Source organism: Ralstonia sp. RRA, from assembly GCF_037023145.1.
Lineage (GTDB): Bacteria > Pseudomonadota > Gammaproteobacteria > Burkholderiales > Burkholderiaceae > Ralstonia.
The window spans coordinates 2354555-2380452 of record NZ_CP146091.1; the positions used below are offsets into that span (position 1 = coordinate 2354555).

The following is a 25898-nucleotide window of genomic DNA, read 5'->3' on the forward strand; positions in this document are numbered from 1 at the left end:
CCAGTCAAACGTCCGGCAATTTGTTGGGGAAAACCCTCTAACCGTGTGTAAACGTGCTTACCACGCCACGATCACGGCGTCTTTGTACTTCGTCTTGACGAAGGACTTCACCGCGTCGGAATGATACGCCTTCACGAGCTTGGCAACCCAGGGTTGGTCCTTGTCGGCAGCACGAATGGCGATCACGTTGGCGTACGGACCCTTCGGGCTCTCGATCGCGATGCCGTCCTTGGTCGGGTCCAGGCCAGCCTTCTCGGCGTAGTTGCCGTTGATGGCGGCGGCGTCCAGGTCATCCAGCGAGCGCGGCAGTTGCGCGGCGTCCAGTTCGACGAACTTCAGCTTCTTCGGGTTCTCCACCACGTCACGCGGCGAAGCCTTGAAACCAGCGTTCGGCTTGAGCTTGATCACGCCCAGCGATTGCAGCAGCAGGAGCGCACGGCCGCCGTTGGTCGGGTCGTTCGGCAGGCCAAAGCGTGCGCCGTCCTTCAGATCCTTGATCGACTTGATCTTCTTCGAGTAGATGCCCATCGGGAACGTGATGGTCTGGCCGACGCTCACGAACTTGTAGCCGCGCGTGGCGACCTGGTCGTCCAGATACGGCTGGTGCTGGTAGCTGTTGGCATCCAGATCACCTGCGGCCAGTGCGGCGTTCGGCTGGATGTAGTCGTTGAATTCGACGATCTGGAGCTTCAGGCCATCCTTCTCGGCAACCTTCTTCACTTCTTCCATGATCTCGGCGTGCGGGCCGGCGGTCACGCCGATCTTGATCGGCTTGCTCTGCGCCAGGGCGGCGCCGGTTGCCAGTGCCAGCGCAGCACCCAGGCTCGCGGACCATTGCAGCAGTTGACGACGATTCATTGTGTTTCCTCGTAGATGAGTCTGTGATGGTTTAACGATGGCTGAGGCGACGCACGAGCCAATCGCCCGTCGATTGCACCGCCTGCACGAAGACGATCAGGATGACGACGACCGCCAGCATGATGTCCGATTCATAGCGCTGATAACCGTAGCGGATGCCCAGGTCGCCCAAGCCGCCGCCGCCGATGGTGCCAGCCATGGCTGAGTAACCGACCAGACTGACGAAAGTGATGGTCAGGCCGGCCAGGATGCCGGGCATGGCCTCGGGCAGCAGCACCTTGTAGACGAGCTGGCCCGTGGTCGCGCCCATCGACTGCGCCGCTTCAATCAGACCGCGGTCCACTTCACGCAGCGCGGTCTCCACCAGACGTGCGACAAAGGGGATCGCCGCAATCGTCAACGGCACGATGGCCGCGGCGGTGCCGATGGACGATCCTGCCAGCAGACGCGTGAACGGAATCACCGCCACCAGCAGGATGATGAACGGCACCGAGCGCACCGCATTGACGACAAGGCCAGCCACGCGGTTGAACGCCGGCGCCGACAGCACGCCGCCTGTCGTCGTCAGATACAGCAGCACACCCAGCGGCACGCCAAACAGCGCACCGATACCGCCAGACACGCCCACCATGGCGAGCGTCTCCCAGAATGCCGGCAGGAACAGATCGGTCAGGTCAGACCACATGATTGATCTCCTCGACCACCACGCCTTGCTCGCGCAGGAAATGCATCGCGTTGTTGATGTCAGTCGTGTCGCCCGTGGCGAGAATCGCCAGCGAGCCGAAGGCCTGGCCCTGAATTTCGTCGATGTGGCCGTGCAGGATGTTGAAGTCGAAGCCGTAAGTGCGGACGGCTTGCGCCAGCACGGGTTGGTCCACACCCTCGCCGGTAAAGGCAAGTCGGAACAGGTGGTCGCGGCCGCCGTGCTCGCGGGCAACCAGGCGGCTTTCCACACGCGCCAGCACCGAGGGCGGCAGCTCTTGCGAGATGACCTCGCCGATCAGCGCGCGCGTCACGTCGTGATGCGGCTGCAGGAACACGTCGATCACGCGGCCGAGCTCCACCACTCGCCCGGCATCGAGCACAGCCACGCGGTCGCACACCTGCTTGATCACTTCCATCTGGTGCGTGATCAGCACGATGGTCAGGCCCAGCTCGCGGTTGATCTTGCGCAGCAGGTCGAGGATGGAACGCGTCGTCTCCGGATCCAGCGCAGAGGTCGCCTCATCGCAGAGCAACACTTCCGGCTGGCTGGCGAGCGCGCGCGCAATGCCAACGCGCTGCTTCTGCCCGCCGGAGAGCTGCGCCGGATAGCGGTCTTTGAATGCAGCCAGGCCAACGAGGTCCAGCAGCGGCAGCACGATCTCGCGGATGCGTTCGCGCGAGGTGCCGGCCAGCTCCAGCGGCAGCGCCACGTTGTCATACACCGTGCGCGACGACAGCAGGTTGAAGTGCTGGAAGATCATGCCGATCTTGCGGCGCGCCTGGCGCAGCCCATCGGCATTCAGTGCGGTGAGGTTCTGCCCCGCCACGGTGACGGTGCCCGAGGTCGGCCGGTTCAGCAGGTTGATGACGCGCACCAGCGTGCTCTTGCCCGCGCCGCTGCGGCCAATGATGCCGAAGATTTCGCCACGGTCGATGGTCAGGTCGACGTCGCGCAGCGCGTGGACGTCGTTGCCGCCCGCCCCCCGAAAGTGCTGCGATATCCCCTTGAGTTCAATCATGCGTACATACAAAAACGGCAACTCGCCAAGCCTCACGGGCTCCAGCGCGGTTGCCGTCTCTTTTATCGTTGGAATGAGGCGCTAGTGTAAGGCAGGCCTTACATGCGAGGAACGATTCTTTAACGATGTCTTTATTACTTTTTCGAATTTTGCAGGCGATTTATCGCCATATGTCGCCTAAAGCTCAGCCAGCGCCTTGACGTGCGCGACCACGCTGCGGCCCAGCGCGCTGAGGTTGTAGCCACCTTCCAGGCAACTCACGATGCGGCCCTTGGCATGTGTGCGCGCCACTTGCATGAGTTGCTGCGTAATCCAGGCGTAATCCGCCTCAACCAAGCCCATCTGGCCGAGGTCGTCTTCGCGGTGCGCGTCAAAGCCGGCGGAGATGAACAGCATCTCCGGCCGGAAGGCTTCCAGGCGCGGCGACCAGATCGTCTCCACCACCTCGCGCACGGTCAGGCCGTTGGTGTACGCCGGTAGCGGAATGTTGACCATGTTGGCCGCCACCACCTCGGTGCCCGAGTACGGGTAGAACGGGTGCTGGAAGATGCTGCACATCAGCACGCGGGGCTCGTCGCGGAAAGCCGCCTCGGTGCCGTTGCCGTGGTGCACATCAAAGTCGACGATCGCCACGCGCTGCAGCCCGTGGTGCTCCAGCGCATGCCGCGCAGCCACCGCCACGTTGTTGAAGAAGCAGAAGCCCATCGCACGGCCGGGCTCGGCGTGATGGCCGGGCGGGCGTACGCTGCAGAAGGCATTCTCCAGCTCACCAGCGATGACCTTGTCGGTGGCATCCACCGCCGCACCCGCTGCCAGCACGGCCGCCATGTAGGTATGCGGGTTCATCGAGGTGTCGGGATCAATCGGCGTGTAGCCGGCAATCGGCACGCTGGCGACCAGTTCGCGCAAGTATTCAGGCCGGTGCACGCGGCACAGCTGCGCTTCGGTCGCGGGCGGCGCCTCGCATGGCACGAGCAGATCTTCGATGCGGCTGGCGATCAGTTGATCTTCGATCGCGCGCAGGCGGTCCGGGCACTCGGGGTGGTGATACCCCATCTCGTGCTTGAGAAATTCGGGATGCGTGTAAAGGCCGGTCGCCATGTTCGTCTTGTATGCCCGTTGGGGCTTATGCGGTGCATGTGTCTCCAGCCGCTACGTTAGCACGGCGGCGTCCAGTCGCAGGGCAAGACGATCCGGCAGATCCATCCGCTACAATGCCTCGATCCCGTTTGAAGCCTGCCCATGAGCCAATCGCCTTCTTCCCGTCGTCCCGTATTGCGCGCCCTGGTAGCGGGCGCCGCGCTCTCCGCGCTGTCCTTCCCTGCTCTCTCGCTGGCTGCAAAGAAAGCCACCAAGTCGCCCAAGCGCCGCGTCGCGGTGCATGAAGAAGAGATCGACCCGGACCGCTACCGCAACAACCCCCAAACGCAAGCCTTCGTCAACGAGCTGGTCGGCCAGTACAACTTCGACCGCGCCTCGCTTGATGCCCTGTTTGCCGGCACCGCCTATTCCGCGACGGTGGCGCGCCTGATCCTGCCGCCAGCCACGCCTGCACGCCGGAGCTGGACGGCGTACCGGGGCCGCTTCATCGAGCCCATCCGCATCAACGCCGGCGTGCAGTTCTGGCAGCAATATGGCGACACGCTGCGCCGCGCCGAAAGCGAGTTCGGCGTACCGGCCGACGTGATCGTCGGTATTCTGGGCGTGGAAACCATCTACGGCCGCGACATGGGCAACTTCCGCGTGATGGATGCGCTGTCCACGCTGGCCTTCGATTACCCCGACACGCCCAATCGCGCAGACCGCAGCACAATGTTCCGCAACCAGCTCAAGGATTACCTGATCTGGTGCCGCGACACGGGCACGGATGCATTCTCGGTGCTGGGCTCGTACGCGGGTGCAGTGGGCATTCCACAGTTCATGCCGACGAGCATTCGCGAGTACGCCGTCGACTACGACCACGATGGCCGCATCGACCTGCGCAACAGCGCGGTGGACGCCATCGGCAGCGTCGCGCACTTCCTGCAGATGCACGGCTGGGAGCCGAATCGCCCAGTGATGTGGAACATCGCCGGTGACACCGACAGCCAAGGCATTGCAGCGGCAGCTGCCGACGGTCAGCCGTATCCGCGCATGACGCTGTCCAAGCTCACACGCGCCGGCTTGGCACTGGCGCCCGGCGTGGATGCCGCGCGCGAACAGGAAACCGAAGTGCTGGTGGTTGATCTGCCCACGCCCGGCCAGCCGACCGAGTACCGCGTTGGCCTGCGCAACTTCTACGTGCTCACGCGCTACAACCGCAGCTTCTTCTACGCCGCAGCGGTGTATGAACTGGGGCAAGCCGTGCGGCAGGCAATGCGCGGCTGATCGCCAGCCCAGCGTTCACGCAAAGAGAAAGCGCAGCCGAGGCTGCGCTTTTTTCATGGCGACGCGATGTGCCGTCAGGCTGGAAAGACGCCGGTCGACAGGTAGCGATCGCCCCGGTCGCACACCACGAACACGATGGTCGCGTTTTCGACTTCTTCGGCAATCCGCAGCGCCACGCACAATGCACCGGCCGCCGAGATGCCGCAGAAGATGCCCTCTTCACGCGCCATGCGACGCGCCATATGTTCGGCGTCGGACTGGCTCACGGGTTCGGTGCGGTCGATGTATTTCGGGTCGTAAATCTTCGGCATGTAGGCTTCCGGCCATTTGCGGATGCCCGGGATGCGCGAGCCTTCGGCCGGCTGCGCACCGATGATCTGGATAGCTGGGTTCTTCTCTTTCAGGAAGCGCGAAACGCCGGTGATGGTGCCCGTCGTGCCCATCGCCGAGACGAAATGGGTGATGCGGCCTTCCGTGTCACGCCACAGCTCGGGGCCAGTGGTCTCGTAGTGCGCCAGCGGGTTATCCGGGTTGGCGAACTGGTCGAGAATGACACCCTTGCCTTCCTTCTCCATCGCATCGGCCAGGTCGCGCGCGTATTCCATGCCGCCCTTGACGGGGGTGAGGATGATCTCCGCGCCGTAGGCAGCCATGCTCTGGCGGCGCTCCACCGAGAGGTCCTCCGGCATGATCAGCACCATCTTGTAACCACGCACAGCCGCCGCCATCGCCAGCGCGATGCCGGTGTTGCCCGAAGTCGCTTCGATGAGCGTGTCGCCCGGCTTGATACGGCCGCGCGCCTCGGCGCGCTTGATCATGGACAGCGCGGGGCGATCCTTGACCGAGCCAGCCGGGTTGTTGCCTTCGAGCTTGCCGAGGATGACGTTGCCGCGTCGCGCATTGCCTTCGCCAGGAATGCGTTGGAGCTGAACCAAGGGCGTGTTGCCGATGGTGTCTTCAATGGTGAGATAAGCCATGATGCGTGGGGAACGGGAATCGAATCATTGTAATGCAGACCCGCAACCCTGCACCGCATGGCAAAACGCCCCGCTCGGGGCGGGGCGTTCTCGGTAAAGCGATCCGGACGCTTACTTCTTCTTGGCGTCCTTGCCGTCCTTCTTGGCGGCTGCCGGTGCCGGCGCGGGCGCACCGAACGTCAGCCCTTCATTTTCCAGCTTGGCGAGCGTCTTGTCGCCGATGCCGGATACGCGAGACCTGAAGTCGGCGGCGTCCTTGTACGGGCCGTTCTTGGTGCGCTCTTCAATAATGGCCTTGGAACGCTTCGGGCCAATGCCGGACAGCGTTTCCAGCCCGGCATGATCCGCAGTGTTCACATCCACCGACGCCCACGCGGTCGACAGCATGGACAGCGACATCAACGCAACGGCCAACAATTTCTTCAGCATGTGCTCCTCCTGATTCTTGGGTTCAGAGATGAAAAAACCGCCACGTCGGGTGGCGGTTTCAACGCATCTTAAGGAGCATCACCAGGACACTGCGGCACGCAAACAAAAAGTCACGCGCTGTCTGATTACTGGCGATCAAGCGGGCTGCTTCAGTAGCCACTGGCAGTAGCGCTCCACGCCTTCCTGCACCGTCAGGAACGGCGCCGTGTAACCCGCTGCACGCAGGCGCGACTGATCGGCCTGCGTGAAGCACTGGTACTTGCCGCGCAGCGCATCCGGAAACTTCACGTATTCAATCAAACCTTCCTGCGCCAGCTCCTCGGTGGAAAGCACCGGTTTGCCTTCCGCGCCGCGCAGCGTGTTCACCACCGTCGTGGCGATGTCGTTGAAGGGCTGCGCACGCCCAGTGCCCAGGTTGAAGATGCCCGACTTGTCCGGATGATCGAAGAAGAACAGGTTGACCTTCACCACGTCTTCCACCGACACGAAGTCGCGCATCTGGCCGCCCTGCGGGTAGCCGTTGTACTCGCCGAACAGCTTGACGGTGCCCTCGGCACGGAACTGGTTGAAGTTGTGGAACGCGACCGAGGCCATGCGACCCTTGTGCTGCTCGCGCGGGCCATACACGTTGAAGTAACGGAAGCCGACAATCTGCGACAGCGCCGTCGGCATGACACGGCGCACGACCTGATCGAACAGCAGCTTGGAGTAGCCGTACACGTTGAGCGGCCGCTCGAACTCCGGTTCTTCCCGGAAGGTTTCCGACGCGCCATACGTGGCCGCCGACGAGGCATAGAGGAACTGCACGCCCTGATCCAGGCACGCACGCATCACCGCCAGTGTGTAGCGGTAGTTATTGTCCATCATGTAGCGGCCATCGGTCTCCATGGTGTCGGAGCAGGCGCCCTCGTGGAAGATCGCGCGGACCTTGCCGAAATCGCCACGCGCAAAGCGTTCAACGAACTCGGTCTTGTCGAGGTAGTCGCTGATCTGGCAGTCGACGATGTTCTTGAACTTGTCGGCGCGCGTGAGGTTGTCGACAGCGATGATGTCGGTCTCGCCGCGTGCGTTCAGGCCCTTGACGATGTTGGCGCCGATAAAGCCGGCGGCGCCGGTGACGATGATGGTCATGATCGGTGGATCAGGTGATCAGTTGAAGAGTTCTGCGTAAGTCACAACGGCCGTGCCCAGCTTGCCGACCACGATGCTGCCCGCACGGTTGGCGTACTGCACGGCTTCCTTGAGGCTGGCACCGGCGCCCAGCATGGTGGCCAGCGTGGCGATCACGGTGTCGCCCGCGCCCGACACGTCATACACCTCGCGCGCCTGGGCTGACACGTGCAGCACTTCGTGCTCGGTGTACAGCGTCATGCCCTCTTCCGAGCGTGTCAGCAGCAGCGCTTCGAGCTGCAGCTCGCGGCGCAGGTTCTGTGCGCGGATCGTCAAATCCTGCTCCGACTTCCACGAGCCGACCACCTGGCGCATCTCGGCGCGGTTGGGCGTGATCATGGTCGCGCCCTTGTAGCGCGAGTAGTCGTCGCCCTTCGGGTCGACCAGCACACGGCGGCCAGCCTGACGCGAAGCCTCGATCATCTTGCCTACGTGCGTCAAACCGCCCTTGCCGTAGTCGGACAGCACCACCACATCGTGCTGCGGCACCAGCGTGCCAAAACGGTCGAGCACCGACATCAGCACTTCGTGCGTGGGCGGGTTCTCGAAATCGACGCGGATCAACTGCTGCTGGCGCGCGAGCACGCGCAGCTTGATTGTCGTGTTGACGGCCGGATCGCGATGCAGATGCCCCGTGACTTGGCTTTCGCCGAGCAGCGTTTCGATGCTGCGACCAGGCTCGTCGTCACCGATCACACCCAGCATGCCCACCTGCGCACCAAGCGCGGCGGCGTTGCGCGCCACGTTGGCGGCACCGCCCAGGCGCTCGTCCGAGCGTTTGATCTGCACGACGGGCACCGGCGCTTCGGGCGAAATCCGTTCAACGTCGCCAAACCAGTAGCGGTCGAGCATCATGTCGCCCACCACGAGGATGCGGGCGGCCTGGATCTGTTCGGAAGCGAGTGCAGTCTTGGTCATGGGTGTCGGCAGCGGCCGAGGGTCACAGCGCAGTGATTACGATTGGGTGGAGCGCCCGATGGCCTGATATTCAAAGCCCGCATCGCGCATGGCTTGCGGCTCGAACAGGTTGCGGCCGTCGAACACCATCGGCGTCTTTAACAGCGCCTTCACAGCGTTGAAGTCCGGGCTGCGGAACGCCTTCCACTCGGTCACGATAACCAGCGCGTCGGCGTTCTTGAGCGCGTCCATCTGACCGGCGCAGAACGTCACACGTTCCAGCTGCTCAGCAGAAAGATCGAGCGCCAGTGCATGACGGGCCTCTTCCATGGCGACCGGGTCATACACCTGCACACGTGCGCCGCGCGAGAGCAGCGAAGCGATCAGGATACGGCTCGGCGCTTCGCGCATGTCATCGGTATTCGGCTTGAAGGCCAGACCCCAGATGGCGAACGTGCGACCGGTCAGGTCTGCACCCATGCGGTCTTCGATCTTGCCGACCAGCACTTCCTTCTGCTTGTCGTTGACGGCCTCGACGGCCTCCAGCACGTGCAGCGTCTGACCGTACTCCTGCGCAGTGCGCACCAGCGCCTGCACATCCTTCGGGAAGCACGAGCCGCCGTAGCCCGTGCCGGCATACAGGAAGCTGTAACCGATGCGCGGGTCGGAGCCGATGCCCAGGCGCACGAGTTCGATGTCAGCGCCCACCTTGTCGGCCAAGTTGGCCATCTCGTTCATGAACGAGATACGCGTGGCCAGCATGGAGTTGGCAGCGTACTTGGTGAATTCGGCCGAGCGCACATCCATATAGAAGGTGCGCTCGTGGTTGCGGTTGAACGGCGCGTAGAGCGTGCGCATGATGGCCTTGGCGCGCTGGCCGTCGTTGTCGGCATAGGTACCGAGCACGATGCGGTCCGGGCGCATGAAGTCGTCCACCGCGGCACCTTCCTTCAGGAACTCGGGGTTCGACACCACCGAGAAGCCGACATCGGACTTGCCGCGCGTGGACAGCACTTCGGCCACGGCAGCACGCACCTTGTCTCCGGTGCCAACGGGCACGGTCGACTTGTCGACGATCACCTTGAAGCCATTCATGTGCTGCGCGATGTTGCGCGCAGCCGCCAGCACGTACTTCAGGTCGGCCGAGCCATCTTCATCGGGCGGCGTGCCGACGGCGATGAACTGCACATCACCGTGCGCGACGCTGGCCGCCACATCGGTCGAAAACTGGATGCGGCCGGCCGCACGGTTGCGCTCGATCAGCTCCTTCAGGCCCGGTTCGTAGATGGGCACGCCGCCGGCGTTGAGCAGGTCGATCTTCTTCTGATCGACGTCGAGGCAGAACACATCGTTGCCCAGCTCCGCCAGACACGCGCCGGTGACCAGACCGACATAACCGCTACCGATGATGGTGATTTTCATACGAACACTTCAAAGATTAGAAAAGCGCCAGCGCGATGAAAGATCAACCGCGCCGGACTGAATTACATGCTAGCCCCGCCGCTGCCGCCCAGCGTTTCGGTACGGCGCGGTGAGTAGGTTTCCCAACGGTTGCAGCCAGGGCATTGCCAATAGAACAGACGTGCGCGGAAACCGCACTCCTGGCACGTATAGCGCGCCAGGTTGCGTGTGCGGCTTTGCAGAAGATCACGGATGGCACCGAGATCCTGCGCGCGCTGGATGTCGGCATTGCTGCCAGCCTCAATGGGATCCGCCAACGCGCTCTCGGCCACATCGGCTGTAGCGGCGGCTTCATGGCCGACAGCCTCGGAAGCACGCGTCGCCTCGGCCTCTACCAGGCGCGTCAACGCCATCAACGACGGCTGACGGCGAATCTGCTCGCGCATCAGTGCCACGGCGTCGTCGATACCGTGCACGTCCAATTCATACTTGTAGACCGTATCGAGCAGCTCCGGCCCCAGGCGCGCATCCATCTTGGAACGCAGCCACGCCAGCCCTTCTGCCGCTCGGCCGAGCTGGGTGTATGCCTTCATCAGCCGTTCAGCCACCAGCGGCAAGAACGCCGGATTCTGCTGCTCTATGCTGCGCCAACGCTTGATCGCGCCTTCGGTATCGCCCTGCCCTTGCGCCACGTCGCCGAGCTGAATGGTGGCGCGCACGTTCTTCGGGTTCTCCTGCAGCGCGCGCTCGAGCCACTCAATGGCGGTCGGCACGTCCTTGCGTTGCAACGCTTCCTGCGCCAGCTCGCAGCAGAACTGCGCGATCTGGGCAGCGTAGTCCTTACCCTGCAGGGTCTGTAGCTCGCGCGCAGCATCGATGGCCTTGCGCCATTCCTTTTCGACTTCGTAAAGCTCCAGCAGTACGCGCTTGGCGGGCTCGGCAAACGTGCCTTCCATCAGCATGCGCAGGGACTCTTCTGCACGGTCCAGCAAGCCGGCGCGCAAGAAATCCTGGCCAAGTTCATACATCGCGTGATCGCGCTCGTTGGCCGGCAGATCGGGCCGATTGACGAGATTCTGGTGCACGCGGATGGCGCGCTCGGTCTCGCCGCGGCGGCGGAACAGGCTGCCGAGCGCAAAGTGCAGTTCGGTGGTTTCCGGGTCGAGGCGTGCCACCTCGATGAAGGCGTCGATGGCCTTGTCCGGCTGCTCATTGAGCAGGAAATTCAGTCCCTTGAAATAGGAGCGCGGCAGCGACGATTGTTCGGTGCGCAACTGGCGGGCGTCGAGTCGCGCAGCAACCCAGCCCAAGCCAAACACCAACGGGATGGCCAACAGCCACCAGAGATCGAAGTCCATGCGTCAGACCTTGGGGCCGGGAACGTGATAAGGGGAATCAGAAACGACGGGCACAGTGGGCTCGACCACCTCTTCCGCCTTCTTCATGCGGCCAATCTGACGACGCAAGCGGCTGGCGGTAAAGCGGTGGCGCACGACACGCGGCGTCATCGCCAGCATGGCGAGCAAAATCCCGGCCACGAAGAATGCCAGTGCGATCAGGATCAGCGGCGCATGCCAGGCCACGCCAAACGGCAACACCAGCGAGACTTCCGCCGTGTTGTGCAATGCCAGCGCAAAGAGCAGCACGAACAACAGGATGCGGATGACCCAGACGAGAAATTTCATGCAGACTCGGTAACAAACGGCGCGAAAACAAACGGCAGTGCGGCAATGCGGCACACGACTGCCGGGTTGTGCCGCATTGTAGCGGATTCACATGATGGCCAGCCACGCCAAGGGCGGCGCGAAAAGCCATCTCCACAATAGAAAACGCCCCGGTAAAACCGGGGCGCTCCTGAAACTGCCTTCTGCAACCTAGGCTTAGCGTGACATGGCCAGCGGTACCGTCGCGTCCGCCGGAAAACCGGCGGTCTGGCGGTTGCTATCGGCCTGCCGCGCTGCCTTGACAGCCATCAGCGACACAGCTGGCTCGCCCTCCGAAGAAGGTTCACCTTGTTGCGCCAGGCTGCGATCGACCCGCTCGCGCAACTCCTTGCCCGCCTTGAAGTGCGGCACCCGCTTCTCGGGCACCAGCACTTTCTCGCCGGACTTGGGGTTGCGGCCAACGCGCGGCGGACGACGATTCAACCCAAAACTGCCGAATCCGCGGATCTCGATGCGGTGGCCGTCCGCCAGGGCGTCGGACATCGCATCCAGGATCGTCTTGACCGCGATGTCCGCGTCCCGCAGCAACAGCTGCGGAAAGCGGGCGGCCAGCTTCTCCACGAGTTCGGACTTGGTCATGGGCATCGTGCGCGCGTCCTCGTCGTTCTTTAGGGTCGACCCGGTGGATGCTTACTGGTTGGTCTCGTTCAGCTTCGCCTTCAGCAGCGCGCCGAGGTTCGTCGTACCAGCAGCGCCGGTATCAGCCGAGAACTTCTGCATCGCTTCTTGTTGGTCGGCGCTGTCCTTGGCCTTGATCGAAACGTTGATGTTGCGCGACTTGCGATCGATGTTGACGATCATCGCGGTCATCGTTTCGCCTTCCTTCAGCACGTTGCGGGCATCTTCCACGCGGTCGCTCGAGATTTCCGAGGCACGCAGGTAGCCTTCCACGTCGTCAGCCAGTTGCACAACGGCGCCCTTCGGATCAACGGTCTTGATCGTAACTTGCACGATCGAACCCTTGTCGTTGGTCGACACGAAGTTGTTGAACGGATCGCCCGACAGCTGCTTGATACCCAGCGAGATGCGTTCCTTGTCGATGTCGATGGCCAGCACAACGGCTTCCACCTCGTCGCCCTTCTTGTACTTGCGAACAGCTTCTTCGCCGGTCTCTTGCCACGACAGGTCCGACAGGTGCACCAGGCCGTCGATGCCGCCCGGCAGACCGATGAACACGCCGAAGTCGGTGATCGACTTGATCTGGCCCGACAGCTTGTCGCCCTTCTTGTGGTTACGGCCGAAATCGTCCCACGGGTTGGCCTTGCACTGCTTCATGCCCAGGCTGATACGACGCTTGTCTTCGTCGATATCCAGAACCATGACTTCCACTTCGTCGCCCAGCTGGACAACCTTCGACGGAGCCACGTTCTTGTTGGTCCAGTCCATTTCCGACACGTGAACCAGGCCTTCGATACCGGCTTCGATCTCAACGAACGCGCCGTAGTCGGTCAGGTTGGTCACCTTGCCGAACAGGCGGGTGCCTTGCGGGTAACGACGCGAGATGCCGACCCACGGATCTTCGCCCAGTTGCTTCACGCCCAGCGAGACGCGGTTCTTCTCTTGGTCGAACTTGAGGATCTTGGCGGTGATCTCTTGGCCAACCGACAGCACTTCGCTCGGGTGACGCACACGACGCCATGCCAGGTCGGTGATGTGCAGCAGACCGTCGATACCACCCAGATCCACGAACGCGCCGTAGTCGGTGATGTTCTTGACGATACCGTTGACGATCGCGCCTTCCTTGAGCGTTTCCATCAGCTTCTGACGCTCTTCGCCCAGCGTGGCTTCAACCACGGCACGGCGCGACAGCACAACGTTGTTGCGCTTGCGGTCCAGCTTGATGACCTTGAATTCGAGGGTCTTGCCTTCGTACGGCGTGGTGTCCTTGATCGGACGCACGTCGACGAGCGAACCCGGGAGGAATGCACGAATACCGTTGACCATGACGGTCAGGCCGCCCTTCACCTTGCCGGTCACGGTACCGGAGATGATCTCGCCGGATTCCAGTGCCTTCTCAAGGTTCAGCCACGAAGCCAGGCGCTTGGCCTTGTCGCGCGACAGGATGGTGTCGCCGTAGCCGTTTTCCAGTGCGTCGATCGCGACCGAAACGTAGTCGCCGACTTGCACTTCCAGCTCGCCCTGGTCGTTCAGGAATTCTTCGACCGGAACAAATGCTTCAGACTTCAGGCCCGCGTTCACAACGACGAAGTTGTGGTCAATACGCACAACTTCCGCAGAGATCACTTCGCCAGCCTTCATATTGGACTTGGCGATCGACTCTTCGAACAGGGCGGCAAAAGATTCGTTAATTTGGGACATAAAAAATAGGCATCCGCAGAACATGCCTCGCAGAGCGTTCGCTCAATTAGGAATGGGCGAAGACACGCGCATGCGGGGTTACGAGTTGAACAACCGCCAGCGGCAACATGCCACCGGCACCGATCGGACCAGCTCAGCCGAGTCAGTTCGCCTTGTTGGCGCCCTGCACCTGCCGGTACCAGTCCAGTACCTGCGCAACCACTTCATCAACCGACATGTCGGACGAATCCAGTTGCCGCGCATCCTGCGCCGGACGCAGCGGCGCGACGCTGCGGGTGCGATCCCGCAAATCACGCGCTTCCAAGTCCTGCGAAAGACTTTCCACTGTAGCAGAAAAACCCTTTGCAATCAATTGTTTATAGCGCCGCTCGGCGCGTGCCTGCACGCTTGCCGTAAGGAACACCTTGAGCACCGCTTCGGGGAAAACCACCGTGCCCATATCGCGGCCATCGGCCACGAGGCCGGGTGCTTCCAGGAATGCCCGCTGACGTGCGTGCAGCGCCTCACGCACTGCACCGTGCACGGCAATCGCCGAGGCCTGGTTGCCGACAGATTCGTGACGTAACGCCAAGCTCACATCTTCGCCCTTGAGCCAGATGTGATCGGCCTTGAAGCGCACATCCAGCGTGCTGGCGATGCGTACGAGGCTGTCCACATCGTGGTCGTCGACGTTCTCGCGCATGCTGGAGAGCGCCACCAAGCGGTATAAGGAACCGCTATCCAATAGATGAAAGCCAAGCAAGTCAGCGACTTGATGGGCGACGGTACCCTTGCCTGACGCAGTCGGGCCGTCGATGGTGATGACCGGATACGGCGTGGAAGCAGCGGCGTCGGACATGATGTATTGCTGGTGGTTAATTGCGTTTCAGGCGGTGATGCCGCCGAACGCCGTGAAATATTCCGGGAACGTCTTCGCGACGCAACGCGGGTCGTTAATGCGTACCGGCACCGGGCCAAAAGCAGCCAGCGAGAAGGCCATCGCCATGCGGTGGTCGTCGTAGGTGTCGATGCCGCCGGCGGGCGGGGTCCATTGCGACGGGGGCGTCACGCGAATGTAGTCGGCGCCCTCTTCCACCTCGGCGCCGAGCTTGCGCAGTTCGGTGGCCATGGCGGACAGGCGATCGGTTTCCTTGACGCGCCAGCTCGCGATGTTGGTGAGCGTGGTGGTGCCGTCGGCAAACAGCGCGGCCACAGCCAGCGTCATCGCCGCGTCCGGGATGTGGTTGCAATCCAGCTCGACCGCATGGAGCTTGCCGTCGTCGCGCTCAACGCCGCGCACTTCGATCCAGTTGTCGCCGGCCATGACGTTGGCGCCCATGCGGTTGAGCGCGTCGGCAAAGCGGACATCGCCCTGAATGCTGGACATGCCAACACCCTCTACGCGCACCGGCCCACCGCCCAGCGCGCCGGCCGCCAGGAAGTACGACGCGGACGAGGCATCACCTTCCACGAAGATCTCGCCCGGCGCTTTGTAGGCCACACCCGTCGGCACGGTGAACGACGCCCAGCCGTTACGCTCGACCTGCACGCCAAAGCGCGCCATCAGGTTCAGCGTGATCTCGATATAGGGCTTGGAGATCAGCTCGCCAATCACTTCGATGGTGACGTTGCCCGCGGACTCGACCAGCGGCAAGGCCATCAGCAGCGCAGTCAGGAACTGGCTCGACACATCGCCGCGCACGCGGATGGGTGCGTCGATCTTGACCGGCGCAGCATGGATCGCCAGCGGCGGATAGCCTTCGTTGCCGGTGTAGTCGATGCGGGCACCGACCTGGCGCAGGCCGTCGACCAGATCGCCGATCGGCCGCTCGTGCATACGCGGCACACCGTGCAGCGTGTACTCACCGCCTTGCAGCGCCAGCGCGGCCGTCAGCGGGCGGATAGCAGTACCGGCGTTGCCCATGAAAAGATCGGCGGACTTGTTCGGGAAGCGGCCGCCGGTGCCAGTGACGCGGTAATCGTTCTCGCCCAGGCGCTCGACCGAGACACCGAGCTTGTCGAGCGCAGCCAGCATGACGCGCGTGTCGTCAGAATCCAGCAGCTCGCGCACGACGGTTTCGCCCTGTGCGAGCGCGGCCAGCAACAGCACGCGGTTGGAGATGCTCTTCGAGCCCGGCAGTTTGATGGTGCCGCGCGCCGTCTTCAGCGGACCGACGTCGAGATGTTCCATGAATCCAATCAGTTCAAAACAAAACGTTATTCGGGTTGCGTGGTGGGGGCCACGCGCTGTGGCCAGGCCAGACGGGCTTCGCTGGCGCGGCGGAACACACGCTCCAGTGACGCGCCATCGTGCTCAGCAATCATCTTCTTCAGACGACCGATCACCGCTTCGTAGGTATTCAATTCGCGCAGCAGCGCTTCGCGGTTCGACAAGCAGATGTCGCGCCACATCTCGGGCGACGACGCAGCGATGCGCGTGAAATCGCGGAAGCCACCGCCGGCAAAGTCGAGCTTGAGCGCGCCGTCTTCAGCATTGACGATCTGTGCGACCAGCGCGTACGACAGCACGTGCGGCAGGTGGCTGACAGCGGCGAACACCGCATCGTGCTGCACGGCCGACATGATGTGGCAATGTGCCCCCGCCACTTCCCACATGGCTTGCACGCGAGCAACATCAACGCGACGGTTTTCCTGCAGCGGGCACAGCACGGTTTTCTTGCCGACATAGAGATCAGCCAGTGCAGCTTCCACGCCATTCAGCTCGCGGCCGGCAATCGGGTGGGCTGGCACGAACTGGCTGACCTGATCGCCCAGCGCTGTCTTGGCGGCCATGATGACGTCGGACTTGGTGCTGCCGGCATCCGTGACAATGGTGTCCGGGCCCAAGTGCGGCTGCATGGCGAGCAACAGCGGCAGCGTCTGCGCGACGGGTGCGCACAGCACGACCATGTCGGCGCCGCGCACGGCCTCTTCCATCGGCAGCGCCTCGTCGATCACCCCCAGGCGGATCGCCGCTTCAAGCGACGCGGCCGAACGCCCGACGCCGATGATCTGTCCGACCACGCCCGCGCGGCGCAACGCCAGCGCCAGCGAACCGCCAATCAGGCCGACGCCGACAATCACCAACCGGGAACTGGAAAAAGAAGAGGCCACAACACCGCCCTGCCAGAAAAAAGCAAAGCGGCATTGTAGCCCGATGTGCGGCCCGACCCTGGGCGCCGCAACGGTTGCGACAGAAGTTATGCGGCGGCCTTTTCCTGCGCCAGCGCCACTTCCAGCGCCTCGATGAAGGTGGCGTTCTCTTCGCGCAGCCCGATGCTGATGCGCAGCCACTGCGGCAGGCCATAGTTGCCGACCGGACGCACGATCACACCTTGCTTGAGCAACGCGATGTTCACGCGGGCGCCAGCGCTATTGTCGTCACCCACGCGCACCAGCACGAAGTTGCCCGACGACGGCACGTACTGCAGGCCGAGGCGATCAAACGCTTCGGTCAGCTGCACGTAGCCTGCGGCGTTCAGCTCGGCCGATTGGCGCAGGAATTCCGCATCATTGAGCGCAGCGACCGCTGCGGCCTGCGCCAGGCTGTTCACATTGAACGGCTGGCGGATGCGGTTGAGCAGATCGGTCAACTGCGGCTGTGCAATGCCGTAGCCCACCCGCAGGCCTGCCAGCCCATAGGCTTTCGAGAACGTACGCGACACCAGCAGGTTCGGATACTGGCGCACCCATGCCGTCGAGTCGTATTGCTGTTCAGGCTTGAGGAATTCGTTGTAAGCCTCATCCAGCACAACCACGACCGTCAGCGGCACCTTGGCGAGGAACGCCGCAATCTCATCGGCCGACAGGAACGTGCCGGTCGGATTGTTCGGATTGGCGATATAGATCAGGCGCGTGTCCGGCGTGATTGCCGCGGCCATCGCGTCGAGGTCGTGGCCATAGTCGCGAGCCGACACTTCGATGGCACGCGCGCCGACTTCCTGCGCCGCCAGCGCATACACGGCAAACGAGTGCTGCGCGTACATCACACCCTGCCCCGGTTCCACCAGCGCGCGGGCCGCCAGTTCAAGAATGTCGTTGCTGCCGTTGCCCAGCGTGATCCACGCTTCGGGCACACCAAACTTGGCATGCAGTGCGGCCTTCAGGCTGAAACCGTTGGCATCGGGATAGCGCGCCAGTTCGTCAATGGCGGCTGCCATGGCGTTCTTGGCCGATTGCGGCATGCCCAGCGGATTCTCGTTCGACGCCAGCTTGACGATGCGCGCGGCATCCAGGCCGAACTCGCGTGCCACTTCGGAAATCGGCTTGCCGGCCACATAGGGGGCGATGGCGCGGACATACTCCGGGCCGAACTGCAAAGACATCGGGTGCTCCTTTGGTATCAGCGCCTCGCCCATGCGAGGCGCGCTTTTGAATCCCTCGGGAGCGCTGCAAACCAGCGCTGGCCTGCCTCGTCCCCGTTAGCGTGCCGAGGGGTAGGACCCCAGCACTTTGAAATACGCCGCGTCGTGACGCAGCTTTTCCAGCGCGCGCGCCACCTGCGGGTCACGCTGATGGCCTTCCACGTCGACGTAGAAGTAGTACTCCCACGCGCCGCTGCGTGCCGGACGCGATTCGAAACGGCACATCGACACGCCGTTCTCCGCCAGCGGGGCGAGCAGCTTGTAGACCGCACCGGCCTCGTTCGGCACCGACAGGATCAGCGAGGTCTGGTCGCGCCCGCTCGGCTCCGTCTCATAGTTGCCGATCACGACGAAACGCGTGCGATTGTGCGGATCGTCTTCCACATTGGCGCGCACCACATGCAGACCGTAACGGTTGGCTGCCTGCACGCTTGCCAGCGCGGCAACGGTTTCATCTTCACCGGCCATGCGCGCAGCCTCGGCGTTGCTCGACACGGCCTCGCGCGGCAGGTTCGGATAGTTTGTGTTCAACCACCGTTGGCACTGCGCCAGCGCCTGCGCATGCGCGCGCACCACCTTCACCTGCGACATGTCGCCGGTCTTGTGCAGCAGGTTGTGGTGCACCCGCAGCGCAATCTCACCGCTGATCTTCAGCGACGTCTGCAAGAACAGATCGAGCGTGCGCGACACCACGCCTTCCGTTGAATTCTCCACCGGCACCACGCCGCAATCGACCGTGCCGGATTCTGCCGCGCGGAACACCTCGTCGATGCTCGGGCACGGCATCGGCTGGATTTCGTGGCCGAAATGCGCGATCACCGCCTGCTCCGAGAACGTGCCCGCCGGGCCGAGGTAGCCGATCCGCAGCGCCTGCTCCAGGCCGCGGCATGCCGACATCACCTCACGCCAGATGGCAGCGATGCTCTCGTCGTGCAGCGGGCCCGCATTGCTCGACTGCATCTTGCGGATGACCTGCAGCTCGCGGTCCGGCCGGAACGCCGGCGACGAATAGCGCTTCTTCACCTCGCCCACTTCCTGCGCCACCTTGGCGCGGTCGGAGAGCAGCGTGAGCAGTTGGCTATCGATCGAATCGATCTGCGTGCGCAACGGCGCCAGCTCCGCCGCCAGTGCGGCGTCCTTGTTTTGCTTCGTATCGTCTGACTGACTGGTCATTGTAGGAATCGGGTTCGGCAACGGATTGCAAATTGCCGCGCAAAGCAGGCGCTTCGCGCAATGTTCTGCCGTGGTTGGGCGAATGCCTTAGGCGGAAGCCCGCTCAAAGTCACGCATGAAGTCGACCAGCGCTTCCACACCTTCCAGCGGCATCGCGTTATAGATGCTCGCCCGCATGCCGCCGACGGACTTATGGCCCTTGAGCTGCACCAAACCGCGCTCGCGTGCCTGCGTGAGGAACGCCTCGTTGCGGGACTCGTCGTTGAGGAAGAACGGCACGTTCATGCGCGAACGGCACGTCGGATGGATTTCGTTGCGGTAGAAACTACTGGTGTCGATAAAGTCGTACAGCATCTTCGACTTGATGATGTTGCGCGTCTCCAATGCCTCGACGCCGCCCTGGCGCTTGATCCACTGGAACACCAGCCCAGCGATGTAGATCGCGTAGGTGGGCGGCGTGTTGTACATCGAGTTGTTCTCGGCCACGAGGCGCCAGTTGAACGCCGACGGGCACAGCGGGTGCGCATGACCGAGCAGATCCTTGCGCACAATGGCGATCGTCAGGCCAGCCGGGCCAATGTTCTTCTGCGCGCCGCCGTACAGGACTTGATAGCCGTCCCAGTCGATCGGCCGGGAGAGAATGTGACTCGATACATCGGCCACCACCACGCGCCCATGCGCTTGGCCAATGTCGGGGGTTTCCTGGAATTCCACGCCAACAATGGTCTCGTTCGTGCACAGATGCACGTAGGCCGCGTCATCTGAGAGCTTCCAGCTCGAGACGTCCGGGATCTTGTGAAAACGCTCAGCCTCGCAGGTCGCGGCGATATTCACCTCGCCGTACTTGCGCGCCTCCTGCTGCGACTTCACCGACCACGTGCCAGTGACGACATAGTCTGCCTTGGGCGCATCGACGGATAGACGGCGCATCAGGTTCAGCGGAACAATGGCATTTTCAGCAATCGCACCGCCCTGCAGGAACAGGATCTCGTAGTTGTCCGGCACCGCCAGCAGTTCACGCAAATCGGCGAAAGCCTGCGCGAGAATGCTTTCGAATTCACGGCCGCGATGACTCATCTCCATCACGCTCATGCCGCTGCCCTGCCAGGAGAGCATCTCGTCCGCCGCCTGCTGCAGCACCTCGGCCGGCAGCACCGCCGGACCCGCCGAAAAGTTGTAGACACGTGCCTGGCTGGCTTGCATGGCGAGATCGGCTTGGCTCATGAGGAGAAGGGCAAAAGAAAAATGGCTGTCTGGGCGTGAACCCAAACAGCCATTATCCACCAACTGGCAGCGCGACGGGGGTTACCGCCCCAATCGTCCACCTTCGCCGGTCAATTACTTCGCAGCAGCGGCAACTTCCTTGTCAGCCATGTCGCGCATCTTCTTGCCGACTTGCGGACCGTACTTCTGCATCACGTTGCCCCACACTTCCTGCATGGCCTTGCCTTGGTTGGCCATGAACTTCTGGCCGCTCGGCGTCTTCAGGAACGTGGTCAGATCCTTGATTTCCTGGGTCGAGTAGTACTTGCCCAGCGAATCGTAGTGAGCTTGCAGTGCATCCTTCTGGAACGCGGCCGTCTCGAAGTCCTTGCCGGCGCCGTCGGTCATGCGCTGCACAGCGCCATTCTTCTTCAGCTTGTCGACAGCGGCCTGCTTTTGCTTGTCGTTCAGCGACTTGTTCTCGACCAGCGATTGCTCCAGCACCAGCGGGGCTTCCTGCTTGGCGCCGTTTTCCAGCACTTCACCCTGACCCTTGATGGCTGCGTCAACGTTCATCGTCGTCAGCAGTTCCTTGATGGCAGCCGTCTTGTCAGCATCGCCAGCCTGGGCGAAAGCAAACAGCGGAGCGAAACCAGCCACCACGATCAGATGTTTGAGTTTGAGACTCTTGTGCATTGTTGCTCCCTTGAAATAAGCGTTGCGTTTAGGCCGGGCGATTGATGCAAAAGTTCCAGCCCCTGCCGCGCATAGGTCCGGCATCATGACCAGAACTGTGCGCAACGGCAAGCAAAAGTTGTTTCCAATTATGACTCGGCGCTGTCATCCGACTGTGCATCGGCGTCCGGTGCGGCATCTGGCGCATCCACACTTTCATCACCTTCTGCGTCGGACTCCACCACACGCTGCAGACCGGACAGCTTGTTGCCCTCACCCACATTGATGAGTGTCACGCCCTGGGTGGCACGACCCATTTCGCGGATCTCGTCCACACGCGTGCGAATCAGCACGCCACCCGTGGTGATCAGCATGATCTCGTCTTCCGGCGCCACCAGCGCGGCAGCCACCACCTTGCCGTTCCGCTCGGAGGTCTGAATGGCGATCATGCCCTTGGTACCGCGGCCGTGACGGGTGTATTCCGAGATCGGCGTACGCTTGCCGTAGCCATTTTCGGTGGCGGTCAGCACGCTGCCGATGCTTGCCTGCGCGCCCTCGCCTTCGGCTTCCGTCTCAGCCGGCGCCACCAGCATGGCGATGACCTGCTGACCCTCTTCCAGGTTCATGCCGCGCACGCCGCGCGCCTGACGACCCATCGGACGCACATCGTTCTCATCAAATCGCACGGCCTTGCCTGCATCCGAGAACAGCATCACGTCGTGCTGGCCATCGGTAATGGCAGCGCCAATCAGGAAGTCGCCCTCGTCCAGATCCACCGCAATGATGCCGGCCTTGCGCGGGTTCGAGAAATCTGTCAGTGCCGTCTTCTTGACCGTGCCCTTGGAGGTGGTCATGAACACGAAATGCTGCTCGTCGAACTGTTTGACCGGCAGGATCACGTTGATCTTCTCGCCCGGCGACAGCGGGAACATATTGACGATCGGACGGCCACGCGAGTTGCGGCTGCCCGCCGGAACTTCCCACACCTTCAGCCAGTACAGACGGCCGCGATTCGAGAAGCAGAGGATGTAATCGTGCGTGTTGGCGACAAATAGCGTGTCGATCCAGTCGTCTTCCTTCGTCGCGGCCGCTTGCTTGCCACGGCCGCCGCGCTTCTGCGCACGGTACTCGGAAATCGGCTGGCTCTTCATATAGCCGCTGTGGGACAGCGTCACCACCAGATCCTGCGGCGTAATGAGGTCTTCTGTATCCAACTCGGTCGCATTATGCTCGATCTGCGAGCGACGCTCATCGCCAAATTCCGCGCGAATAGCGGTGAGTTCCTCGACGATGATGGCGGTAATGCGTTCCGGGCGCGCCAGGATATCCAGCAGGTCGGCGATCTGCGCCATCACCTCGCGGTATTCCTGGACGATCTTGTCCTGCTCCAGCCCGGTGAGGCGCTGCAGGCGCATCTGCAGGATTTCCTGCGCTTGCGTATCCGACAGCTTGTACAGGCCATCGCCCTGCATGCCGAATGCCGGCAGCAGACCTTCCGGGCGGTACGCATCGCGACCACCGGCGGTTTCGCCCTCGGCGCGCGACAACATCTCGCGCACCAGGCCCGAATCCCAGCTGCGGCTCATCAATTCGGCCTTGGCAACCGGCGGAGTCGGCGCCGCCTTGATGATGGCGATGAACTCGTCGATGTTGGCCAGCGCTACAGCCAGACCTTCCAGGATGTGACCACGCTCGCGCGCTTTGCGCAGGTCGAACACGGTGCGGCGCGTCACCACCTCGCGGCGGTGCAGCAGGAAGCACTCCAGCATCTGGCGCAGGTTCAGCAGGCGCGGCTGGCCATCGACCAGCGCCACCATGTTCATGCCGAACGTGTCCTGCAGCTGCGTATTCTTATAGAGATTGTTGAGCACAACCTCCGGCACTTCGCCGCGCTTGAGCTCGATCACCACGCGCATGCCGGATTTGTCCGACTCGTCGCGAATGTCGGAGATGCCCTCGATGCGTTTTTCCGTCACCAGCTCGGCAATGCGCTCAAGCAGCGTGCGCTTGTTAACTTGATAGGGCAGCTCATCAACGATGATCGCCTGGCGCTGGCCGCGGTCGATCTCTTCAAAGTGCGTCTTGGCACGCATCACCACACGGCCACGGCCGGTGCGATAGCCTTCGCGCACACCCGAGATACCGTAGATGATGCCGGCCGTCGGGAAATCTGGCGCCGGGATCAGCTCGATCAGCTCATCAACGGTTGCTTCCGGATTGTTCAGCAGATGCAAGCACCCGTCGACAATCTCATTCAGGTTATGCGGCGGAATATTGGTCGCCATACCGACCGCGATCCCGGACGAACCGTTAACGAGCAGGTTCGGGATACGCGCCGGCAGAACCGAGGGCTCGCTTTCGCTGCCGTCGTAGTTCGGCTCGAAATTGACGGTTTCCTTGTCGAGATCGGCCAGCAACTCGTGAGCGATCTTCGACAGGCGGATTTCGGTGTAACGCATCGCCGCGGCGTTGTCGCCGTCGACCGAACCGAAGTTGCCCTGGCCATCAACCAGCATGTAGCGCAGGGAGAAGTTCTGCGCCATCCGCACGATGGTGTCGTATACAGCAGTGTCGCCGTGGGGGTGATACTTACCGATCACATCCCCGACGATACGTGCAGACTTCTTATAGGGACGATTCCAGTCGTTGTTCAGCTCGTGCATCGAGTACAGCGCACGACGATGCACCGGCTTGAGGCCATCCCGTACATCTGGAAGGGCGCGGCCCACGATCACGCTCATGGCGTAAGCGAGGTACGAACTGCGCATTTCCTCTTCGAGCGATACCGGGAGTGTCTCTTTGGCGAATTGATCCATTGGGCGAACGATGGGAGGCCCGATAGTGAACACGGAGGTGAGCACTACAAGGCGCTACGGTTGCGCGAATAACAGAACATTTTACCATGCCGCAAGCCCCCTCCCCCTCTTGCGGGCGAGCGACGCATCCTCAACCTCGGGCACGTTCCCTGCGAAGGCGACCAAAACCCCCGATCCAGTCCCCACAAGGGTTTGCGAGCAGTTTTCTGCCTTGTTGCGTACACACCACAAGGCCGTGATGCCCCGTTCGAATCGCTTATATTTGCTTTTTAGGAGTGCGTGCTTGTGGCACAATCCCCCAGCGAAGAGGCAGACATTGTTCGAAGTGGAGCCTTCACCACACCGAGAATGTTATACTCCGAAGAATGTATGACTTGTTTTCGTCCCATCTGCTCGCAGTCTTCTGCGGTGATCTCATCCTGAGAGGAGAAATATGAAAAAATTTGCCAAGCTCGCGTTCGCTGCAGCTGCGGTAGCCATGGCTGCGTCCGCTTACGCTCAGTCGGTGCCCTACGAAAAGAAGGCCGTCAACGACAACTGGGGTAACGGCACGAGCGAGTGGGTCTGGAAGAACGGCACGAACGAACTGTGCTGGCGCAATGGCTTCTGGACGCCGGCAACGGCCAACGCACAGTGTGACGGCGCTCTGGCTCCGGCTGCTGCTCCGACGGCTGCTACCCCGGCCGCTCCGGCTGCTGTTGCCCCGACCAGCGAGAAGGTCACCTTCGCTGCTGACACGCTGTTCGACTTCGACAAGGCTGTGCTGAAGCCGGAAGGCAAGGCTAAGCTGGACGACCTGGTCTCGAAGCTGCAAGGCATCAACCTGGAAGTCGTGATCGCCGTTGGCCACACCGACTCGTTCGGTTCGGACAAGTACAACGACCGCCTGTCGGTCCGTCGTGCTGAAGCCGTCAAGGGCTACCTGGTCAGCAAGGGCATCGAAGCCAACCGTGTCTACACGGAAGGCAAGGGCAAGCGCCAGCTGAAGGTTGATCCGAAGTCGTGCAAGGGCGCTCGCAAGGCACAAATCGCCTGCCAGCAACCGAACCGCCGCGTTGACGTTGAAGTGGTCGGCACGAAGAAGTAATTCGGTTTCTACCGAAGGAAAAGCCCAGCGAAAGCTGGGCTTTTTTTTGCCCATGCACCGCGCTCTGACTGATTTGTCCGCCGGCAATCCAGGACAACAAAAAAGCGGCGACGCCCATGCGCCACCGCTTTTTCATCTCGAAGGCACGAAGCCCTCGCTCTTCTCTATTAGTAAGACGGCGTTGCCTGATCGTTGGCAACCATGGCCCTGTCGCCCACGCGCAGGTTGTTCGGGTTCTGCTGCGTGACCGTCGCGACACGGCCATCATCCAGGCGCACGCTGATGCGGTACACCGTTTGCCCGCCCGCAGCCGAGCGCTGCTCAACCTGGTTGCCGGCATAGGCGCCAAGCGCCGCGCCGCCGATGGTGGCTACCGTATTACCGGTACCGCCTCCGACCTGATGGCCCAGGATACCGCCCGCCACACCACCAATGATCGTGCCCAGAATGCCTGGACTGTTAACCGGCGCCTGCATCGGCTGGATCGATTCGACCCGGCCGTACAACGCGCCCGGCTGCTGTTGCGGCTGACCGCCATACGCGGGAGGCGGAGCATACCCACCGCCGCCGTAACCGCCACCATATCCACCGCCGTAACCCGGCGCGGCGCAGCCCGCCAGCACCGCCAGGCCCGCAACACCGAGCCCCGCCAAAATTCGTTTGGATTTCATTGATCTCTCCTTGAGGGATGGTGACGATTGGAGAAAACGCATGCGCGTTCGTTCACCTTTGTTT

General features: G+C 62.4%; 24 protein-coding genes. 2 read left to right on the forward strand and 22 right to left on the reverse strand.

Features of this window, described 5'->3' with window-relative positions:
- Nucleotides 1-57: 57 nt before the first annotated feature.
- The 4 genes from V6657_RS11500 to V6657_RS11515 all read right to left on the reverse strand — a co-directional run bounded on the left by V6657_RS11500 (nucleotide 58) and on the right by V6657_RS11515 (nucleotide 3683).
- Nucleotides 58-858: a MetQ/NlpA family ABC transporter substrate-binding protein gene (locus V6657_RS11500; protein WP_048931674.1), complete on the reverse strand. Its 801-nt coding sequence runs from the start codon at nucleotides 856-858 to the stop codon at nucleotides 58-60.
- A 31-nt stretch (nucleotides 859-889) separates the two neighbouring features.
- Nucleotides 890-1543: a methionine ABC transporter permease gene (locus tag V6657_RS11505; RefSeq protein WP_048931673.1), complete on the reverse strand. Its 654-nt coding sequence runs from the start codon at nucleotides 1541-1543 to the stop codon at nucleotides 890-892.
- Entirely contained in the window at nucleotides 1533-2582 is a 1050-nt protein-coding gene (locus V6657_RS11510) for a methionine ABC transporter ATP-binding protein (protein WP_048931672.1), read from the reverse strand. Before V6657_RS11510 ends, V6657_RS11505 begins: the two co-directional genes overlap by 11 nt.
- Before the next feature lie 177 nt (nucleotides 2583-2759).
- Nucleotides 2760-3683 (reverse strand): histone deacetylase family protein, encoded by a 924-nt coding sequence (locus tag V6657_RS11515; protein ID WP_048931671.1) that lies wholly within the window; start codon nucleotides 3681-3683, stop codon nucleotides 2760-2762.
- Nucleotides 3684-3824: 141 nt separating this feature from the next.
- Here V6657_RS11515 and mltB point away from each other — a divergent pair, with 141 nt between their 5' ends.
- Entirely contained in the window at nucleotides 3825-4949 is a 1125-nt protein-coding gene (mltB, locus tag V6657_RS11520) for a lytic murein transglycosylase B (protein WP_048931670.1), read from the forward strand.
- 74 nt (nucleotides 4950-5023) lie between these two features.
- On the opposite strand, the gene cysM is transcribed toward mltB, so the two are convergent.
- The 17 genes from cysM to gyrA all read right to left on the reverse strand — a co-directional run bounded on the left by cysM (nucleotide 5024) and on the right by gyrA (nucleotide 24076).
- A complete protein-coding gene (gene cysM / locus V6657_RS11525) occupies nucleotides 5024-5926 on the reverse strand; it encodes a cysteine synthase CysM (protein WP_048931669.1) in 903 nt (300 codons plus the stop codon).
- A gap of 111 nt (nucleotides 5927-6037) precedes the next feature.
- Nucleotides 6038-6355, reverse strand: a complete 318-nt coding sequence (locus tag V6657_RS11530; protein ID WP_048931668.1) for a helix-hairpin-helix domain-containing protein — start codon at nucleotides 6353-6355, stop codon at nucleotides 6038-6040.
- A 135-nt stretch (nucleotides 6356-6490) separates the two neighbouring features.
- Nucleotides 6491-7486 carry an ADP-glyceromanno-heptose 6-epimerase gene (rfaD, locus tag V6657_RS11535; RefSeq protein ID WP_048931667.1) on the reverse strand — a complete coding sequence of 332 codons (996 nt, stop codon included), beginning with the start codon at nucleotides 7484-7486 and terminating at the stop codon, nucleotides 6491-6493.
- 18 nt (nucleotides 7487-7504) lie between these two features.
- On the reverse strand, nucleotides 7505-8443 hold the full coding sequence (gene rfaE1, locus V6657_RS11540; RefSeq protein ID WP_021195511.1) for a D-glycero-beta-D-manno-heptose-7-phosphate kinase: 939 nt from the start codon (nucleotides 8441-8443) through the stop codon (nucleotides 7505-7507).
- A gap of 36 nt (nucleotides 8444-8479) precedes the next feature.
- Nucleotides 8480-9844: a UDP-glucose/GDP-mannose dehydrogenase family protein gene (locus V6657_RS11545; RefSeq protein WP_048931666.1), complete on the reverse strand. Its 1365-nt coding sequence runs from the start codon at nucleotides 9842-9844 to the stop codon at nucleotides 8480-8482.
- Nucleotides 9845-9906: 62 nt separating this feature from the next.
- On the reverse strand, nucleotides 9907-11181 hold the full coding sequence (gene lapB, locus V6657_RS11550) for a lipopolysaccharide assembly protein LapB (RefSeq protein WP_048931665.1): 1275 nt from the start codon (nucleotides 11179-11181) through the stop codon (nucleotides 9907-9909).
- 3 nt (nucleotides 11182-11184) lie between these two features.
- Complete coding sequence (locus V6657_RS11555; protein WP_048931664.1) at nucleotides 11185-11508, reverse strand: lipopolysaccharide assembly protein LapA domain-containing protein; 324 nt, start codon at nucleotides 11506-11508, stop codon at nucleotides 11185-11187.
- Nucleotides 11509-11703: 195 nt separating this feature from the next.
- Nucleotides 11704-12132 (reverse strand): integration host factor subunit beta, encoded by a 429-nt coding sequence (locus tag V6657_RS11560; RefSeq protein ID WP_048931663.1) that lies wholly within the window; start codon nucleotides 12130-12132, stop codon nucleotides 11704-11706.
- Between the two features lie 45 nt (nucleotides 12133-12177).
- The gene (rpsA, locus tag V6657_RS11565) at nucleotides 12178-13866 is read right to left on the reverse strand and encodes a 30S ribosomal protein S1 (RefSeq protein ID WP_039596369.1); all 1689 of its coding nucleotides are present in this window, start codon (nucleotides 13864-13866) and stop codon (nucleotides 12178-12180) included.
- A gap of 142 nt (nucleotides 13867-14008) precedes the next feature.
- Nucleotides 14009-14704 carry a (d)CMP kinase gene (gene cmk, locus V6657_RS11570; protein WP_048931662.1) on the reverse strand — a complete coding sequence of 232 codons (696 nt, stop codon included), beginning with the start codon at nucleotides 14702-14704 and terminating at the stop codon, nucleotides 14009-14011.
- A 27-nt stretch (nucleotides 14705-14731) separates the two neighbouring features.
- Complete coding sequence (aroA, locus tag V6657_RS11575) at nucleotides 14732-16036, reverse strand: 3-phosphoshikimate 1-carboxyvinyltransferase (RefSeq protein WP_048931661.1); 1305 nt, start codon at nucleotides 16034-16036, stop codon at nucleotides 14732-14734.
- A 26-nt stretch (nucleotides 16037-16062) separates the two neighbouring features.
- The gene (locus V6657_RS11580) at nucleotides 16063-16959 is read right to left on the reverse strand and encodes a prephenate dehydrogenase (protein WP_048931660.1); all 897 of its coding nucleotides are present in this window, start codon (nucleotides 16957-16959) and stop codon (nucleotides 16063-16065) included.
- 86 nt (nucleotides 16960-17045) lie between these two features.
- Nucleotides 17046-18170 (reverse strand): histidinol-phosphate transaminase, encoded by a 1125-nt coding sequence (gene hisC / locus V6657_RS11585; RefSeq protein WP_048931659.1) that lies wholly within the window; start codon nucleotides 18168-18170, stop codon nucleotides 17046-17048.
- 96 nt (nucleotides 18171-18266) lie between these two features.
- On the reverse strand, nucleotides 18267-19382 hold the full coding sequence (pheA, locus tag V6657_RS11590; protein ID WP_048931658.1) for a prephenate dehydratase: 1116 nt from the start codon (nucleotides 19380-19382) through the stop codon (nucleotides 18267-18269).
- An 87-nt stretch (nucleotides 19383-19469) separates the two neighbouring features.
- A complete protein-coding gene (serC, locus tag V6657_RS11595; protein ID WP_048931657.1) occupies nucleotides 19470-20606 on the reverse strand; it encodes a 3-phosphoserine/phosphohydroxythreonine transaminase in 1137 nt (378 codons plus the stop codon).
- Nucleotides 20607-20720: 114 nt separating this feature from the next.
- Nucleotides 20721-21281 carry a DUF2059 domain-containing protein gene (locus V6657_RS11600; protein WP_048931656.1) on the reverse strand — a complete coding sequence of 187 codons (561 nt, stop codon included), beginning with the start codon at nucleotides 21279-21281 and terminating at the stop codon, nucleotides 20721-20723.
- Between the two features lie 128 nt (nucleotides 21282-21409).
- A complete protein-coding gene (gene gyrA / locus V6657_RS11605) occupies nucleotides 21410-24076 on the reverse strand; it encodes a DNA gyrase subunit A (protein ID WP_048931655.1) in 2667 nt (888 codons plus the stop codon).
- A 433-nt stretch (nucleotides 24077-24509) separates the two neighbouring features.
- Between gyrA and ompA the strand changes: the two genes are divergently transcribed.
- Nucleotides 24510-25163 carry an outer membrane protein OmpA gene (gene ompA / locus V6657_RS11610; protein ID WP_048931654.1) on the forward strand — a complete coding sequence of 218 codons (654 nt, stop codon included), beginning with the start codon at nucleotides 24510-24512 and terminating at the stop codon, nucleotides 25161-25163.
- A gap of 167 nt (nucleotides 25164-25330) precedes the next feature.
- Here the strand turns inward: ompA and V6657_RS11615 are convergent, their stop codons facing one another.
- Nucleotides 25331-25834 (reverse strand): glycine zipper 2TM domain-containing protein, encoded by a 504-nt coding sequence (locus V6657_RS11615; RefSeq protein WP_048931653.1) that lies wholly within the window; start codon nucleotides 25832-25834, stop codon nucleotides 25331-25333.
- Nucleotides 25835-25898: the final 64 nt, after the last annotated feature.

Coding starts and splice junctions, on each gene's coding strand:
- rfaE1 (WP_021195511.1), bottom strand. CDS start 8,443: ATGACCAAGACTGCACTCGCTTCCGAACAGATCCAGGCCGCCCGCATC.
- rpsA (WP_039596369.1), bottom strand. CDS start 13,866: ATGTCCCAAATTAACGAATCTTTTGCCGCCCTGTTCGAAGAGTCGATC.
- V6657_RS11560 (WP_048931663.1), bottom strand. CDS start 12,132: ATGCCCATGACCAAGTCCGAACTCGTGGAGAAGCTGGCCGCCCGCTTT.
- V6657_RS11615 (WP_048931653.1), bottom strand. CDS start 25,834: ATGAAATCCAAACGAATTTTGGCGGGGCTCGGTGTTGCGGGCCTGGCG.
- rfaD (WP_048931667.1), bottom strand. CDS start 7,486: ATGACCATCATCGTCACCGGCGCCGCCGGCTTTATCGGCGCCAACATC.
- lapB (WP_048931665.1), bottom strand. CDS start 11,181: ATGGACTTCGATCTCTGGTGGCTGTTGGCCATCCCGTTGGTGTTTGGC.
- mltB (WP_048931670.1), top strand. CDS start 3,825: ATGAGCCAATCGCCTTCTTCCCGTCGTCCCGTATTGCGCGCCCTGGTA.
- V6657_RS11600 (WP_048931656.1), bottom strand. CDS start 21,281: ATGCACAAGAGTCTCAAACTCAAACATCTGATCGTGGTGGCTGGTTTC.
- cysM (WP_048931669.1), bottom strand. CDS start 5,926: ATGGCTTATCTCACCATTGAAGACACCATCGGCAACACGCCCTTGGTT.
- serC (WP_048931657.1), bottom strand. CDS start 20,606: ATGAGCCAAGCCGATCTCGCCATGCAAGCCAGCCAGGCACGTGTCTAC.
- ompA (WP_048931654.1), top strand. CDS start 24,510: ATGAAAAAATTTGCCAAGCTCGCGTTCGCTGCAGCTGCGGTAGCCATG.
- V6657_RS11515 (WP_048931671.1), bottom strand. CDS start 3,683: ATGGCGACCGGCCTTTACACGCATCCCGAATTTCTCAAGCACGAGATG.
- V6657_RS11500 (WP_048931674.1), bottom strand. CDS start 858: ATGAATCGTCGTCAACTGCTGCAATGGTCCGCGAGCCTGGGTGCTGCG.
- V6657_RS11555 (WP_048931664.1), bottom strand. CDS start 11,508: ATGAAATTTCTCGTCTGGGTCATCCGCATCCTGTTGTTCGTGCTGCTC.
- V6657_RS11530 (WP_048931668.1), bottom strand. CDS start 6,355: ATGCTGAAGAAATTGTTGGCCGTTGCGTTGATGTCGCTGTCCATGCTG.
- V6657_RS11505 (WP_048931673.1), bottom strand. CDS start 1,543: ATGTGGTCTGACCTGACCGATCTGTTCCTGCCGGCATTCTGGGAGACG.
- gyrA (WP_048931655.1), bottom strand. CDS start 24,076: ATGGATCAATTCGCCAAAGAGACACTCCCGGTATCGCTCGAAGAGGAA.
- hisC (WP_048931659.1), bottom strand. CDS start 18,170: ATGTCTTTGCAGTTCGGCCCGGAGTATGTCCGCGCCATCGCCCCCTAT.
- cmk (WP_048931662.1), bottom strand. CDS start 14,704: ATGTCCGACGCCGCTGCTTCCACGCCGTATCCGGTCATCACCATCGAC.
- pheA (WP_048931658.1), bottom strand. CDS start 19,382: ATGACCAGTCAGTCAGACGATACGAAGCAAAACAAGGACGCCGCACTG.
- aroA (WP_048931661.1), bottom strand. CDS start 16,036: ATGGAACATCTCGACGTCGGTCCGCTGAAGACGGCGCGCGGCACCATC.
- V6657_RS11510 (WP_048931672.1), bottom strand. CDS start 2,582: ATGATTGAACTCAAGGGGATATCGCAGCACTTTCGGGGGGCGGGCGGC.
- V6657_RS11545 (WP_048931666.1), bottom strand. CDS start 9,844: ATGAAAATCACCATCATCGGTAGCGGTTATGTCGGTCTGGTCACCGGC.